At 67.2% G+C, this 14,026-nt stretch carries 12 protein-coding genes; 8 read left to right on the top strand and 4 right to left on the bottom strand.

Annotation, left to right across the window (positions count from 1 at the left end):
* Positions 1 to 51: 51 nt before the first annotated feature.
* The 4 genes from AB4Y98_RS07020 to AB4Y98_RS07005 all read left to right on the top strand — a co-directional run bounded on the left by AB4Y98_RS07020 (position 52) and on the right by AB4Y98_RS07005 (position 5,550).
* Positions 52 to 1,629: an N-acetylmuramoyl-L-alanine amidase gene (locus AB4Y98_RS07020; RefSeq protein WP_442244056.1), complete on the top strand. Its 1,578-nt coding sequence runs from the start codon at positions 52 to 54 to the stop codon at positions 1,627 to 1,629.
* A 128-nt stretch (positions 1,630 to 1,757) separates the two neighbouring features.
* Complete coding sequence (gene mutL / locus AB4Y98_RS07015; protein WP_394196596.1) at positions 1,758 to 3,659, top strand: DNA mismatch repair endonuclease MutL; 1,902 nt, start codon at positions 1,758 to 1,760, stop codon at positions 3,657 to 3,659.
* Between the two features lie 11 nt (positions 3,660 to 3,670).
* A complete protein-coding gene (locus AB4Y98_RS07010; protein WP_442244055.1) occupies positions 3,671 to 4,600 on the top strand; it encodes a DUF1684 domain-containing protein in 930 nt (309 codons plus the stop codon).
* A gap of 2 nt (positions 4,601 to 4,602) precedes the next feature.
* On the top strand, positions 4,603 to 5,550 hold the full coding sequence (locus AB4Y98_RS07005; RefSeq protein ID WP_442244054.1) for a TraB/GumN family protein: 948 nt from the start codon (positions 4,603 to 4,605) through the stop codon (positions 5,548 to 5,550).
* Positions 5,551 to 5,631: 81 nt separating this feature from the next.
* Here the strand turns inward: AB4Y98_RS07005 and phaR are convergent, their stop codons facing one another.
* The 3 genes from phaR to gluQRS all read right to left on the bottom strand — a co-directional run bounded on the left by phaR (position 5,632) and on the right by gluQRS (position 8,034).
* Complete coding sequence (gene phaR, locus AB4Y98_RS07000) at positions 5,632 to 6,177, bottom strand: polyhydroxyalkanoate synthesis repressor PhaR (protein WP_223497283.1); 546 nt, start codon at positions 6,175 to 6,177, stop codon at positions 5,632 to 5,634.
* A gap of 178 nt (positions 6,178 to 6,355) precedes the next feature.
* Positions 6,356 to 7,096 carry an acetoacetyl-CoA reductase gene (gene phbB, locus AB4Y98_RS06995; RefSeq protein WP_223495807.1) on the bottom strand — a complete coding sequence of 247 codons (741 nt, stop codon included), beginning with the start codon at positions 7,094 to 7,096 and terminating at the stop codon, positions 6,356 to 6,358.
* Positions 7,097 to 7,113: 17 nt separating this feature from the next.
* Positions 7,114 to 8,034 carry a glutamyl-Q tRNA(Asp) synthetase gene (gene gluQRS / locus AB4Y98_RS06990; RefSeq protein ID WP_442244053.1) on the bottom strand — a complete coding sequence of 307 codons (921 nt, stop codon included), beginning with the start codon at positions 8,032 to 8,034 and terminating at the stop codon, positions 7,114 to 7,116.
* Positions 8,035 to 8,126: 92 nt separating this feature from the next.
* On the opposite strand from gluQRS, the gene htpX reads away from it, so the two are divergent.
* On the top strand, positions 8,127 to 8,993 hold the full coding sequence (gene htpX, locus AB4Y98_RS06985; protein WP_025876385.1) for a protease HtpX: 867 nt from the start codon (positions 8,127 to 8,129) through the stop codon (positions 8,991 to 8,993).
* A gap of 773 nt (positions 8,994 to 9,766) precedes the next feature.
* Here the strand turns inward: htpX and AB4Y98_RS06980 are convergent.
* The gene (locus AB4Y98_RS06980; protein WP_089236240.1) at positions 9,767 to 10,594 is read right to left on the bottom strand and encodes an inositol monophosphatase family protein; all 828 of its coding nucleotides are present in this window, start codon (positions 10,592 to 10,594) and stop codon (positions 9,767 to 9,769) included.
* Positions 10,595 to 10,714: 120 nt separating this feature from the next.
* Between AB4Y98_RS06980 and AB4Y98_RS06975 the strand changes: the two genes are divergently transcribed.
* From AB4Y98_RS06975 to AB4Y98_RS06965, 3 genes are all read left to right on the top strand, one after another.
* Positions 10,715 to 11,485, top strand: a complete 771-nt coding sequence (locus AB4Y98_RS06975; protein ID WP_442244052.1) for an RNA methyltransferase — start codon at positions 10,715 to 10,717, stop codon at positions 11,483 to 11,485.
* A gap of 155 nt (positions 11,486 to 11,640) precedes the next feature.
* Positions 11,641 to 11,901, top strand: coding sequence for a hypothetical protein (locus AB4Y98_RS06970; RefSeq protein ID WP_442244051.1), 261 nt, complete (start codon positions 11,641 to 11,643; stop codon positions 11,899 to 11,901).
* A complete protein-coding gene (locus AB4Y98_RS06965; protein ID WP_442244050.1) occupies positions 11,898 to 14,024 on the top strand; it encodes a putative bifunctional diguanylate cyclase/phosphodiesterase in 2,127 nt (708 codons plus the stop codon). The genes AB4Y98_RS06970 and AB4Y98_RS06965 overlap by 4 nt, the downstream gene beginning before the upstream one ends.
* The last annotated feature ends 2 nt before the right edge of the window (positions 14,025 to 14,026 follow it).

Here is a 14,026-nt window from a genome sequence, read left to right as displayed (position 1 = left end):
TAAGGAAAAAGGTGTTGCATTCCGTTCAGTGCGGTGATTGAATCCTGAGTCATGCGCCCGGGGAATCGACTCATTACCATCTGTGCCGCCGTCGGACTTGGTCTGGCGAGCGTCAGTGCGTGGGCCGGTGAGGTCCGCCAAGTGCTGCTCAATACCGGTGCGACCGGAACCCGTGCGGAAATCGCGCTGGTCGGCAGTGGTGGCTACAAGACCCTGTCGCTGGCCGGCCCGAACCGGCTGGTGGTCGATTTCCCCGATTCCAGCGCGGTGCGCAACCTGAAGATGCCTTCGCCGCAGGGCGTGGTGACTGCGGTGCGGACCGGGCAGCCGGTGCCGGGCACTTTCCGTGTCGTATTCGACCTGGCCGAGACGGTCGCCCCCTTCCGCCCGCAGATGCAGCGCGAAGGCAATGAATCCAAGCTGGTGATCGAGTGGCCGGGCGATGGCCCGGCCGTGGCCGCCAGTCGCCCCGCAGTGACGCCTGCACCGACGCAGCCGCCAGCGGCATCTTCGGTGAGTCCGGCTGCGGTCCCGGGCCCGACCCCGGCACAAACCGCACAGTCCCGTGGTGATGCCGCGCGAGCCACTGCGCTGTTGACCGCGCAGGTCCAGCAGCAGGCCAGTGCCAGCGCTGCGGCACCCGCCGCGCCGACCCCGGCGCCGAGCACCACCCCGGTGCAGATGGCGGCAGCGGGCACCACCGCCAGCAGCACCCCGACGTCGTCGCCGGCAGCCATCCTGGCTGGTCAGGCCACCACTGCAGTTGTGGCCACCCAGCCGAAGCCGGTGCCGACACCTGTTGCGCCGACCGAGTCGCCGCGTCCGACCATGCCCAGCGATGCCTCGCGCATCCGCATGCAGCCGGGCATGCGTCACCTGGTGGTGGCGATCGATCCGGGCCACGGCGGTCAGGATCCGGGCGCCATCGGCCCGACCGGCAAGCGCGAGAAGGATGTCACCCTGGCGGTGGCGCGTGAACTGGCTCGCCAGGTCAACGCCACGCCTGGCCTGAAAGCCTTCCTCACCCGCGACAGCGATGTGTTCATCCCGCTGCCGATGCGTGCGCAGAAGGCGCGTGCGAACAAGGCCGACATCTTTATTTCGATCCATGCCGACGCAGCCGAGAACCGCTCGGCCACCGGTTCGTCGGTGTACGTGCTGTCGACCAAGGGCGCGTCTTCGCAGCGTGCGCGCTGGCTGGCGGACAAGGAAAACGCGGCCGATCTGGTCGGTGGCGTGCGCCTGCAGCAGACCGAAGGCACGCTGGCCAACGTCCTGCTGGACCTGGCCCAGAGCGGTTACATGAAATCCTCCGAGGACGCAGCCGGGCACGTGCTGGGCGGCCTGAAGCGGATCGGCAACAACCACAAGCCGAACATCGAGCGCGCCAACTTCGCGGTGCTGCGCACCTCGGACATGCCGGCGATGCTGGTGGAAACCGCGTTCATCTCCAACCCGGATGAAGAGCGCCGCCTGATCGACCCGGCCTACCAGCGCAAGGTCGCCGGCGCGGTGCTGGACGGCGTGCACACGTTCTTCAGCCGCCAACCGCCGCCGGGGACGTTGTACGCCGCACGCGCGCAGGCCGAGATCGACGCCGCAAGCACCGTGGCGGGCGGCAGCAAGTAAGGCGCTGGATCGCCCGCTTCCGCTAGAGCCAGGCCACGCCTGGTTGGCGCCGCGTACGGTGGATCTCGACTCTACCTGGCGCCGCTCCGCTATCATCGTGGCATGACGTCTGCCTGCCTTGCCTGCCCATGAACGCGCCCGATCCGCGTCCGATCCGGCCGTTGCCGGAAATCCTGATCAACCAGATTGCCGCCGGTGAAGTGGTCGAACGACCCGCATCGGTGGTCAAGGAACTGGTTGAGAACGCGATCGATGCCGGCGCCAGCCGCGTCGATATCGAGCTGGAAGAAGGCGGTGTGCGCCTGATCCGCATCCGCGACAACGGCAGCGGCATTGCCGCAGAGCAGTTGCCGCTGGCGGTTTCGCGGCACGCCACCAGCAAGATCGCCAACCTGGATGAACTGGAAGCGGTGGCCACGCTGGGTTTCCGTGGCGAAGCGCTGCCGTCGATCGCTTCGGTCAGCCGTTTCACCCTGTCCTCGCGCCGTGCCCATGATGAGCACGGTTCGGCACTGCAGATCGAAGGTGGGAAGATCGGCGAGGTGACCCCGCGCGCGCATGCGCCGGGCACCACGGTGGAAGTGCGCGAGTTGTTCTACAACGTGCCGGCGCGGCGCAAATTCCTGCGCGCCGAGCGCACCGAACTGGGGCATATCGAAGAGTGGCTGCGTTCGTTGGCGCTGGCCCGTCCCGATGTCGAGCTGCGTGTCTCGCACAACGGCAAGGCCTCGCGTCGCTACAAGCCGGGCGACCTGTATTCGGACGTGCGCCTGGCCGAGACCCTGGGCGAAGACTTCGCCAGCCAGGCCGTGCGCGTGGACCACAGCAGTGCCGGCCTGCGCCTGCATGGCTGGATCGCGCAGCCGCATTATTCGCGCGCCAGCACCGATCAGCAGTACCTGTACGTCAACGGACGTTCGGTACGTGACCGCAGTGTCGCCCATGCAGTGAAGATGGCCTACGGCGACGTGCTGTATCACGGCCGCCAGCCAGCGTATGTGCTGTTCCTGGAGCTGGACCCGACGCGCGTCGATGTGAACGTGCATCCGGCCAAGCATGAGGTGCGCTTCCGTGACTCGCGATTGGTGCATGACTTCGTCTACCGCACCTTGAAGGATGCGCTGGCAGACACCCGTGCCGGCATGAGCGCGCAGGAGATCGGTGCAGGCGCGGTGCCTCCGGCCGAGGGCGGCAGCGCATCTGCGATGCCGGGGGCCACGGCCTCCAGCTTCGGCTACGTGCGCGGTCCGGCACCCGGCGCGGGGCAGGGCGGAAGTGGTGGCTTTTCCGGTTGGCGACCCCAGCAGCCGCTGGGCCTGCAGGTGGCCGACGCACCCGCTGCCTATGCTGCGTTGTATGCATCGCCTGCGGGTGCCGAGCGCGGTGCGGCACTACCGCCGATGCCGATGGAGAACGGACTGCCGGTCACCAGTGCCGACGCCGGGGTGCCGCCGCTGGGCTACGCCGTTGCCCAGCTGCATGGCATCTACATCCTGGCCGAGAACGCTGAAGGCCTGATCGTGGTCGACATGCATGCGGCGCACGAACGCATCGGCTACGAGCGGTTGAAGAATGCGCACGATGGCATCGGCCTGCAGTCGCAGCCGTTGCTGGTGCCGATCACCCTGGCGGTGGGCGAGCGCGAAGCCGACACCGCTGAAGCGGAGGCCGATACGCTGGCCGCCCTCGGGTTCGAGATCACCCGCGCCGGACCGGGCGCGCTGCACGTGCGCAGCATCCCGGCGCTGCTGGCCCATGCCGAACCCGAAGGCCTGCTGCGCGATGTGTTGACCGACCTGCGCGAGCACGGCCAGAGCCGTCGCATCGCTACTGCGCGCGATGAGCTGCTGTCGACCATGGCCTGCCATGGTGCAGTGCGTGCCAACCGGCGCCTGACCGTGCCGGAAATGAACGCGCTGCTGCGCGACATGGAAATCACTGAAAGGTCCGGCCAGTGCAACCATGGCCGACCGACCTGGGCCCGTTTTTCGCTGGCGGAAATCGACCGCTGGTTCCTGCGCGGACGTTGAGGGGAGCACCGATGCGATTTTGGGGAATGGGCGGCCTGATGGCGGCCCTGTTGCTGGCGGCCTGCAGCCCGGCATCGACGCCGGCGCCAGCCGTCGTTGAGGATCCGGCATTCGCCGCGCAGCAACAGCAATGGCGGGTACTGCGTTACCAGGACCTGACCCGGGCCGATGGGTGGACCGCATTGGTCGGCCTGCACTGGTTGCAGAACCGATCGCACTTTGTCGGCAGTGGCGCCACCAGCGGCATCCGCCTGGCGGTGGGGCCGGCCAGGCTGGGGCTGCTGCGCCGTGAAGGTGACCAGTGGTGGTTCACGCCGGAGTCCGGCACGGATGTCACCCTCGACGGACAGCCTGTGCGCGGGCGTGTCCGCATGGATACCGACAAGGATCCGCAGCCGACCCTGCTGGCCTTCGATGGTGGCAAAGGCCAGCTCAGCCTGATCCGTCGCGGCCCGCGCGATGCGCTGCGGGTCAAGCATGCCGATGCACCCGCGCGCCGCGATTTCGCCGGCCTGCAGTACTGGCCCGGTGGCCCGCAATGGCAGGTGCAGGCGCGCTTCATCGCCCATCCACCAGGCAAGACCCTGCCGATCGTGGACATCACCGGCCTGACCACCGAGATGCCCAACGCCGGTGCCGTGGAATTCGATCGTGACGGCCGCAGCTGGCGGCTGGAAGCGATCGGCGAGCCGGGGCAGCCGCTGTTCCTGATCTTTGCCGACCGTACCAGTGGCCACGGCAGCTATCCTGCCGGCCGCTATCTGGATACCGATGCGCCCACCGCCGACGGCCACGTGGCGATCGACTTCAACCACGCCCACAACCCACCGTGCGCGTTCACCGCTTATGCGACCTGCCCGTTGGCGCCGCCGGAGAACCGCCTGGATCTGCGCGTGGAAGCGGGTGAGAAGGCGTATCACCTGCCTGAAGGAGAGGGCTGAACATGTTGATGAAACTGTTGTTGCGCAGTGCCGTTTTTCTCGCTGCCTGCGCCGCCGGTCCGTTGGCCGTCGCGCGGGATGCGCCGGCCGAAGCCACGGCCGGCAAGCCGCCGGTGCCGCTGCTGTGGAAGGTCACCGGGCAGGGAGATGCACGCCTGTACCTGCTGGGCTCCTTCCATCTGTTGAAGCCGCAGGACTATCCGCTGTCGACCGACGTCGAGCAGGCCTTTGAAGCCTCGCAGCGCGTGCTGTTCGAGGTGACGCCAGAGGAACTGCAATCGCCGCAGATGGCCAGCCAGATGATGCAGGTCGCTATCCGCAAGGATGGCAGCGAGCTGAAGCGTGACCTGGATGCGCCGACCTGGCAGAAGCTGCAGACCTATGCGACGCAGAACAAACTGCCGTTGGCCCAGTTGCAGGGCATGAAAGCGTGGTTTGTCGGTTTGACCATCACCGTGGCGCAGATGCAGAAGCTGGGCCTGGACCCTGAGCTGGGACTGGACCGGCATTTCATGCAGCGGGCGCAGAAGGCGGGCAAGAAGACCGCAGGCCTGGAAGACATGTCCAGTCAGATCAACCTGCTGGATGGCATGAGCGTGCAGGAGCAGCGGCAGATGCTGTCCGAGGCGCTGGACGAAGCGGGCAAGGGCGATGGCCAGGCGCAGATGCTGCATGAGGCCTGGCGCCGCGGCGACGATCGCCTGCTGTGGAACCGGATGGGCGTGGAGATGCGCCAGAAGTATCCGCAGCTGTACCAGCGCATCAATACCGATCGCAACGACGCGTGGGTGCCCAAGCTGCTGCCGTACCTGCAGGCCGGGCAGGGCGGCACGCTGGTGGTGGTGGGCGGCCTGCACCTGCTGGGCGGCGACGGCGTGGTCGAGAAGCTGCGCGCGAAGGGCTACAAGGTCGAGCGGGTGTGCTCGGCATGCAAGGCGAAACGTCCGTAGATCCACGCCACGCATGGCGGCGTTGAAAACAAAACGGCGCGCCCATGGCGCGCCGTTTTTGTATCAGCCGGGCCGATCGCCTCAGCGGCGGGTCTTGCCGCCGGTCCCCGCGCCACTGGTGGGGTCGCTCGGCTTGCCGGCCGCGCCGGTGCCGGTGCCCGTTCCGGTGCCACCCGGACGCGGGCCACCGAAACCGCTGCCCATGTTGCGCTGGAACTCCTGCCACAACTCCAGGTTGCGCTCGGTCAGCTGGTTCATCATCGCCCACGGCGTCTGCCCCAGCAGGTTGCCCATCTGCTGGCGGAACTGCTGCTGCTGGTCGAGGAAGACCTGCATGCTGCGCTCCAGGTAGTTGCCCATGAAGCCCTGCAGGGAATCGCCGTAGAAGCGGATCAGCTGGCTCAGCAGCTGGGTGGAGAGCATCGGTTCACCGTCCTGCTCCTGGTCGGCGATGATCTGCAGCAGGACCGATCGGGTCAGGTCGTCGCCGCTCTTGGCGTCGCGGACTTCGAAGTCTTCGCCGTCGAGGATCAGCTGACGCACGTCCTCGATGGTGATGTAGCTGGAGATCTCGGTGTCGTACAGACGGCGGTTCGGATACTTCTTGATGATGCGGGTCGCAGCCATGAAGCGGTACTCGTCACAGTAGACGCGCAGCATGGCGCAGTGCAGCAGCGGTTGCAACCGCCCCAGCCCCCGCCAGGCTTGGCTTTCCGTCGCCGGAATGTTGCGCAGCAAGGCTTTGCGTGCTGCGCAGCATGACCAACGGCAGGGTGCAGCACGGGCTTTCAGGCCCTGGCGCCGTTTACCACCCCATATGGTGGCCGCCGTTGATGTCCAGGTTGCTGCCGGTGATCCACGCGGCCTCTTCGGCTACCAGGAAGGACACGCCATAGGCGATTTCTTCCGGCTTGCCCAGGCGCCCCGTCGGGATGTCGGCGATGATCTTGGCGCGCACTTCCTCGGGCACTGCCATCACCATGTCGGTGGCCACATAGCCGGGCGAGATCGTGTTCACGGTGATGCCGAAGCCTGCATTCTCGCGGGCCAGCGAGATGGTGAAGCCATGCATGCCGGCCTTGGCGGCGGCGTAGTTGGCCTGTCCGTATTGGCCCTTCAGGCCGTTGATCGAACTGATCTGGATGACCCGGCCCCAGCCGCGTCGACGCATGCCTTCGATGACCGGGCGGGTGACGTTGAATACCGAATTGAGGTTGGTGTTGATCACATCGTGCCACTGTTCCGCGCGCATGCGGTGGAAGGTGGTGTCGCGGGTGATGCCGGCGTTGTTGACCAGAATCTCGACCGGGCCCAGTTCGGCCTCGACCGCGCGGATCAGGCCTTCGGCGCTGGCAGAGTCGGAGACATCGCCCGGGAAGATCGCCACGTGGTAGCCGCGTTCGCTCATGGTCTGCTGCCAGGCGCGGGCCTTGGCCTCATCGCGGTAGTTGGTGGCGACGCGGTGGCCCTGGTCGGCCAGGCGTTGGCAGATGGCGGTACCGATGCCGCCGGTTCCGCCGGTGACCAGTGCGACGCGAGATGTCATGGAAAGCTGTCCGGATATCAGGTGGGGGAAGGGGGATTCTGCAACATCGGCGCGGAAAGTGCGCCCGCCGGCAGCAGGATGTCCGCGCGCGGCAACAGGCTGGGGTTGAAGCTGCGCCGGGTGGCGGCCAACAGCGCGTCGCGGTCGTCGATGCCTTCCAGAGCGCTGGTCGGCTGGCCCAGCAGTTCCCATAATCGGCGCAGCACCGGTACCGGCTCGCCGGCATCAACCGGCATCGCCGCCAGTGATTTGGACAGTTTGTGGCCCGGTGCATCCAGCAGCAGCGGCAGGTGCCAGTAGCGCGGCGTCGGCAGGTCCAGCGCCTGCTGCAGCAGGATCTGCCGGGCGGTGGAATCGAGCAGGTCGGCGCCGCGTACCACTTCGGTGACCCCCTGCGCGGCGTCATCGACCACCACCGCCAACTGGTAGGCCCAGCAGCCATCGGCGCGGCGCAGTACGAAGTCACCGACCTCGGCATGGACATCCTGTTGCTGCGGGCCGCGCAGGCCATCCTCGAAGCGCACGATGCTGCCGGGCGGCACGCGGAAGCGGACGGCCGGGTCCGGTCGTGCCTGCCGCGCGACGCAGCGCTGGTGGATGCCGCCATTGGCGGCCAGGTCGCTCCGACTGCAGTGGCAGACGAACGCGTTGCCATCGGCCAACAGGCGGTCCAGCGCCGTCTGGTAGGCGTCGCTACGCGCGCTCTGCCAGATCACCGGCCCGTCATGAAGCAGGCCGAAGGCGGCCAGCGCCTGCAGTTGCGCCTGTGCGGCGCCGGCCACCGTGCGGGGTGGATCGACGTCTTCGATGCGCAACCGCCACAGGCCGCCATGGTGGCGCGCAAGCAGCCAGCTGCCGAAGGCGGCAAGCAGCGAGCCGGGATGCAGCAGGCCGGTGGGCGAGGGCGCGAAGCGGCCGCAGGAGAGGGAGGAGGTCATGCAGCTGAATCGTCGGTCAGGTTGGCGCTTGAATTCAAGCTGACTGCACCGCAGATTGACGGATATCGACCCCTTCCGAGCCGGAATTTCCCATGTTCACCCGTATTGCCCTCTTTCTAGCGACCAACCTCGCGGTGCTGATCCTCGCGAGCATCGTGATGTCAATCCTGGGCGTGGACTCCCGTTCGATGAGCGGCCTGCTGGTCATGGCGGCCATCTTCGGTTTTGGTGGTTCGCTCATCTCGCTGCTGCTGTCCAAGTGGATGGCCAAGCGCTCCACCGGTGCGGTGGTGATCACCGAGCCGCGCAACCAGACCGAGCGCTGGCTGCTGGCCACCGTCGAGCGCCAGGCCAAGGCAGCCGGTATCGGCATGCCGGAAGTGGCGGTGTATGACGGCCCGGAGATCAACGCGTTCGCCACCGGTGCCAACCGCAACAACGCGCTGGTGGCGGTGTCCACCGGGCTGCTGCACAACATGAGCGAGGATGAAGCCGAAGCCGTGCTCGGCCATGAGATCGCCCACGTCGCCAACGGAGACATGATCACCATGGCACTGCTGCAGGGCGTGCTGAACACCTTCGTGATCGTGCTGGCCCGCGTAGTCGGCGGGGTGATCGACAGCGCGCTGTCGGGCAACCGCGAAGGTGGTGGCCGTGGCTTTGCGTATTACATCATCGTGTTCGTGCTGGAGATGGTGTTCGGCCTGTTCGCCACGATGATCTCGATGTGGTTCTCGCGCCACCGCGAATTCCGTGCCGATGCCGGCGGTGCATCGCTGGCCGGCCGTCAGAAGATGATCTCGGCGCTGGAGCGGCTGCAGCTCAACCACGGCCAGAGCACCCTGCCGACGCAGATCGCCGCGTTCGGTATTGCCGGGTCGACGGCGAAGAAGCTGTTCATGAGCCACCCGCCGCTGGAAGAGCGCATCGCCGCGCTGCGGGCGTCGACGGTGGCATAAGCCTCCGCTTGTAGAGCAGTGCAGGAACGCCTGGCCTCGCGCCGGGCGTTTTTGTTTGTGCACCCACGCGTCGGTAGCGCCGGGCCATGCCCGGCGGATCGTTTCCGCGCCTGCGGAGGGGCGTCACTTTTCTTTTCGCGCGAAAAGAAAAGTAACCAAAAGAAACGCGCCGCCGGCCGCGAGCCGACGTGCTGTGCACGCCGGTACCCTGCGCTCCTCGGTCCGCCGAGGGACGGCGCGGGAACTMGCTACGCTCGGACACCCGCGCCTCTTCGCCCTCGCCGGACCTGCGGTGCTCGGCTTGCTATAAGGCGGGCCGGAAGATCAAGATCAACGGCAAGAGCATCCACGCATGGCGTGGATCTACTGGGTGCAGCTGTGGCGTTTGATCTTGGGTCCGCCTTGCAGCGAGCCGAGCATCGCAGGGGAATCAGGGGCACAGAGGCGCCGATGTCTGAGCGCAGCGAGTTCGGCGCCGTCCCCTGGTTCGCCGAGAAGCGCAGGGGACCGGTGCGTAGCACCGGCTTGCGTACTGGCGGCGTGTTTCTTTGGTTACTTTCTTGATGGCGCACATCCCTGTGCGCCACCCCGCGGGCCGGCTCCGCCGTTCCGCGCTGCTCGTGCAGCACGGTGCACACGCAAAGAAAGTGACACCCCTCCGCGCTGGCGGAAATGATCCGCCGGGCATGGCCCGGCGCTACCGACGCGTGGGTGCGCAAACGAAAACGGCACCTTCGCAGGTGCCGTCTCCATGAACCGCTTTACGCGCGAACTCAGAACTTCGCGTCGAACTCGGCAGCGTAACCCGTGTTGACCAGCACCTTCTGCAGCGACTCGGCTACCTTCAGGTTGCCGGCCACGATCTGCTGGGTGTCCGGGCCACGGTTGTCCATGCGGGCCGGGGTCGCGCCCTTGAAGTCGCAGACCTTGCCACCGGCTTCGCGCACCAGCAGCACGCCGGCAGCGATGTCCCAGGCCTTCACGCCGGCCTCGAAGTAGGCGTCGGCGCGGCCACAGGCCACGTAGGCCAGGTCCAGCGCGGCCGAACCCGAGCGGCGGATGTCCTCGGCGTGCACCAGCAGGGCGTCCACCGACTTCAGCTGCGCACTGGCGCGGGCACGCTCGCGCGGGGCAAAACCGGTGTGGATCATGGTGCCTTCCAGATCCTTGCGGTCGGCCACGCGGATGCGGCGGTCGTTGAGCACGGCGCCGGCACCACGGCTGGCGGTGAACAGTTCATTGCGCAGCGGGTCGAAGATCACCGCGTCGGTCGGCTCGCCGTTCTCGACCAGGGCGATCGACACGCAGTAGTGCGGCACGCCGCGCAGGTAGTTGCTGGTGCCGTCCAGCGGGTCGATGACCCACATGTGGCGACGCTCGCTCTGCACGCCACCTTCTTCACCGAAGATGCCGTACTCGGGGTAAGCGCGCTTGAGTTCCTTGACGATCACCTTTTCCGCGTCCGCGTCGACTTCGCTGGCGTAGTCCATGCGGCCCTTCTGGACTACATTCAGTGCCTCGAGCTTGTTGATGTTGCGCAAGAGGACGTTGCCGGCGAGGCGGGCGGCCTTGACCATGACGGTTACGGCGGGTTTCTGCATGGCATGGGCTCCCGGAAGGGCAGAAGAGAAGGGCTGGCGGGGGAAAAGAGCGGGTCCGGCGCAGTGGCCGGCCGCACAGTTTACCATTGGTCTTCGTCCAGCTCGACATTTTCCCTGTTCATGTCCCAGTTTCCTGTCGCCACCCGCCTCCGATTCGTCCTGGTCGGGACCCAACACCCCGGCAACATGGGGGCCGCCGCCCGTGCCCTGAAGACCATGGGCCTGGCCCGCCTGGTCCTGGTGGCGCCGGAGAAGCCGCTTGATGAAGAGGCCTTCCGGCGCTCGGCCGGCGCCGAGGACGTGCTCGGCGACGCGCCGGTGGTGGCCACCTTGGCCGAAGCCGTGGCCGACTGCCGCTTCGTGCTGGGGTGCACAGCGCGTGCGCGCCGGATCCAGCTGGAGGAGTTCCTGCCGGCAGATGCCGCCGCCCGCGCAGTGGCCAAGGCCAGCGAGGGTGCCGAGGTGGCGCTGGTGTTCGGTCGCGAGCGTACCGGCCTGACCAACGAGGAACTGCAGCTGTGCCATGCCGCCGTGCACATTCCGTCCGACCCGGAGTTCAGCTCGCTCAACCTGGCCGCCGCAGTGCAGGTGCTGGCCTATGAAGTGCGCATGCAGCTGCTGGGCGCACAGCCGGTGGCCGCGACCGAGCCGGACAACCGCGAGCAGGCTGCCAGCCACGATCAGATGGAGAGCTTCTTCGCCCAACTTGGCGAGACTCTGGACGAGATCGATTTCCACAAGGGGCGCGCGCCCGAGTCGGCGATGCGCAAGCTGCGCCGTCTGTTCCTGCGCAGTGAGCCAAGCGAGCAGGAAGTGCGTCTGCTGCGCGGCATCCTGGCCGATACCCAGCGCATGGCGCGGCTGGCGCAGAAGATCGGCAAGGACAGCTGACGACGGTCTCATTTTTTCGGGTAGTCTGTCCGGATACCCTGGGGGATGATGCTTGTGTCGGGTCTGCGTAGGGCAATGCAGGGGGAACTGCTGAGCCTGGCCTTGGCCCTGCTGGCCGGGACGGCGCGTGCTGCGCCGGTTCCGCGATGGGGCCGTTGGGCAGCGAAGAGGGGCGACTCGCAATGACGCAGGATCATGCGCTTGGCAGTGAGCACCGGGAGAATGCTGGACCGGCGCCGAAGGTGTCCGGCCGCGCGTCCGGCGTGCTGCCGCGTGTTGTCTGTCTTCGGCGGGTGCAGCGTGCGTTGCAGAAGGTGTTGGGGGCTTCCGGTTTCCGCCGCGTCGATGCGCATGCGCAACCGTGGCTGGATGATTTGAAACAAGGGTCGACGCGCGTGCGGATGGAAGTGGAATGAAGTTGCTCGGCTCGGGGATGCAGGCCCGGTTCCTGCTTGCGATGGGCGGGGCGATGCTGGTGGTGGTTGCGATCCTGGCCGTGCTGCTGGGGCGGCAGGCGGCGATGCAGGGCGAGGTGAGGTCGCTCAGCAACGGCGTCATCCACGAACTGTTCGACCGCAGCGTGCGCAGCCGTGGCGAGGCCATGGTGCGCGAGCTGTCCGATGCGCTTGCCGGTCCGCTCCACAACAACGACCTGGACCAGGTCGGGGCGCTTGTGCGCAGCATTTCGCGGCAGCCGGTGGTGCGCTACGTACTGGTGTTCGACGACCGCGGGCGGCTGGTCCACGACGGCTCGGCCGGGGTGCCCGGCTCCGGGCGGCCGATGACCGATCCGCTGGCGGCCGGGGCGGTTGCCGCGCAGTCGCTGGTGGTGCAGCAGTCGCCCACGGTGCTCGACAACGCGATGCCGATCAGGATGGGCAAACAGCGCATCGGTGGTGTCCGCGTCGGCATGGCGCTGGATGAAGTGCTGCAGCGTGAGCAGGCGGCCAACGCGACCCTCGGTGCGCGGCTGCAGCAGATGGGAAGCCGGCATCTGGGCTGGCTGCTGCTGATGCTTGGCCTGCTGGTGGTGATCGGCGTGGTGGTGATCCTGTACGTGCAGCGCACGCTGGTGGCACCGATCCGCGAGCTGGCCGCAGCCGCCCGGCGCATTGAAGCAGGCGACTACCAGGCGCCGCTGCGGGAAAACACCCGCGACGATGAGGTGGGGGAGCTCGTGCGCGGCTTTGCCCGCATGCGTGATGCGATCGCCCGCCACGACCGCGAAGTGCGGCGCATGGCCTACACCGACGCCTTGACCGGGCTCACCAACCGCCTGGCGTTCCGCGAGGCGCTGGACCATCGGTTGATGGCCGCACGTGCGTCCCATCACCGGTTGGGTCTGCTGTTTGCCGATATCGATGATTTCAAGCGGGTCAATGACACGCTGGGCCATGAGGCCGGCGACGAGGCGTTGCTGCAGTTCGCCCAGCGCATCGGCCGTGCCGTGACCGAGGCCGGCGGCGACGATGCCGTGCTGGCGCGGTTCGGCGGCGACGAATTCGTGATCCTCGTCGGTGATGGCGATGTTGCGGCCAATGCGCGGTTGCTGGCCGAAGTGCTGGTGCGCGAGCTGGGCAAGCCGCTGGTGGTGCAGGGCAGGGAACTGTTCCTGGGCACCTCGATCGGCGTGACCCTGTTCCCCGACGATGCCGCGGATGCGACGACGCTGCTGAAGAACGGCGACATCGCGATGTACCAGGCAAAGATGGCCGGCAAGAACTGCTATCGCTACTACAGCCGGGCCATGGATCACGCGGTCGAGCGCCGCGTGCACATGGAGCAGGAGCTGCGCGGTGCCTGGGAGCGCGGCGAGCTGCGGCTGGCCTACCAGCCAATCTTCCGCATGCGCGACCGTCGCATGGTCGGTGTCGAAGTGCTGCTGCGCTGGCAGCACCCGACGCTGGGCACGATTCCGCCATCGGTGTTCATCGAGGTGGCCGAGCAGAGTGGCCTGATCGAGATCATCGGTCCGAAGGTGCTGCGTGCTGCCTGCATGGAGGCGGTGCAGTGGCCGCGCGGTGTGGCCGGTGACGAGCTGTTCGTCTCGGTCAATGTGTCGCCACGGCAGCTGCGTGGCGGTGAGCTGCCGGCGTTGGTTGCGCAGTGCCTGCAGGAGTCGGGCCTGCCGGCCTCGCGCCTGCACCTGGAGTTGACCGAGACCGCAGTGATCGGCGATGAAATGCTGGCCGCGCAGCTGCTGGACCGCCTGCACCGGGCAGGGGTGAAGGTATGGCTGGACGACTTCGGTACCGGCTTCTCCGGTCTCAGCCACCTGCGGCAGGTGCCGGTGGACGGCGTCAAGATCGACAAGAGTTTCGTCGCCGACATGCAGCGCGACCCGGACGATCTGGCCTTGACCACGGCGATCATCGCCATGGCCCACGCACTGGGCATCACGGTGGTGGCCGAGGGTATCGAACAGGAGGCACAGTTCGAGCTGCTGGCCCAGCGTGGCTGCGACCTCGGCCAGGGCTACCGGTTGAGCCACCCGGTCACCGCCACCGAGGTGGTGCGGATGATCGAGTCGGGCGTGTGAGG

Source organism: Stenotrophomonas sp. 2YAF26, from assembly GCF_052114625.1.
Taxonomy (GTDB): domain Bacteria; phylum Pseudomonadota; class Gammaproteobacteria; order Xanthomonadales; family Xanthomonadaceae; genus Stenotrophomonas; species Stenotrophomonas indicatrix.
The sequence above is the reverse complement of the archived record's forward strand: the minus strand, read 5'-3'. Positions and strand labels throughout refer to the sequence as shown.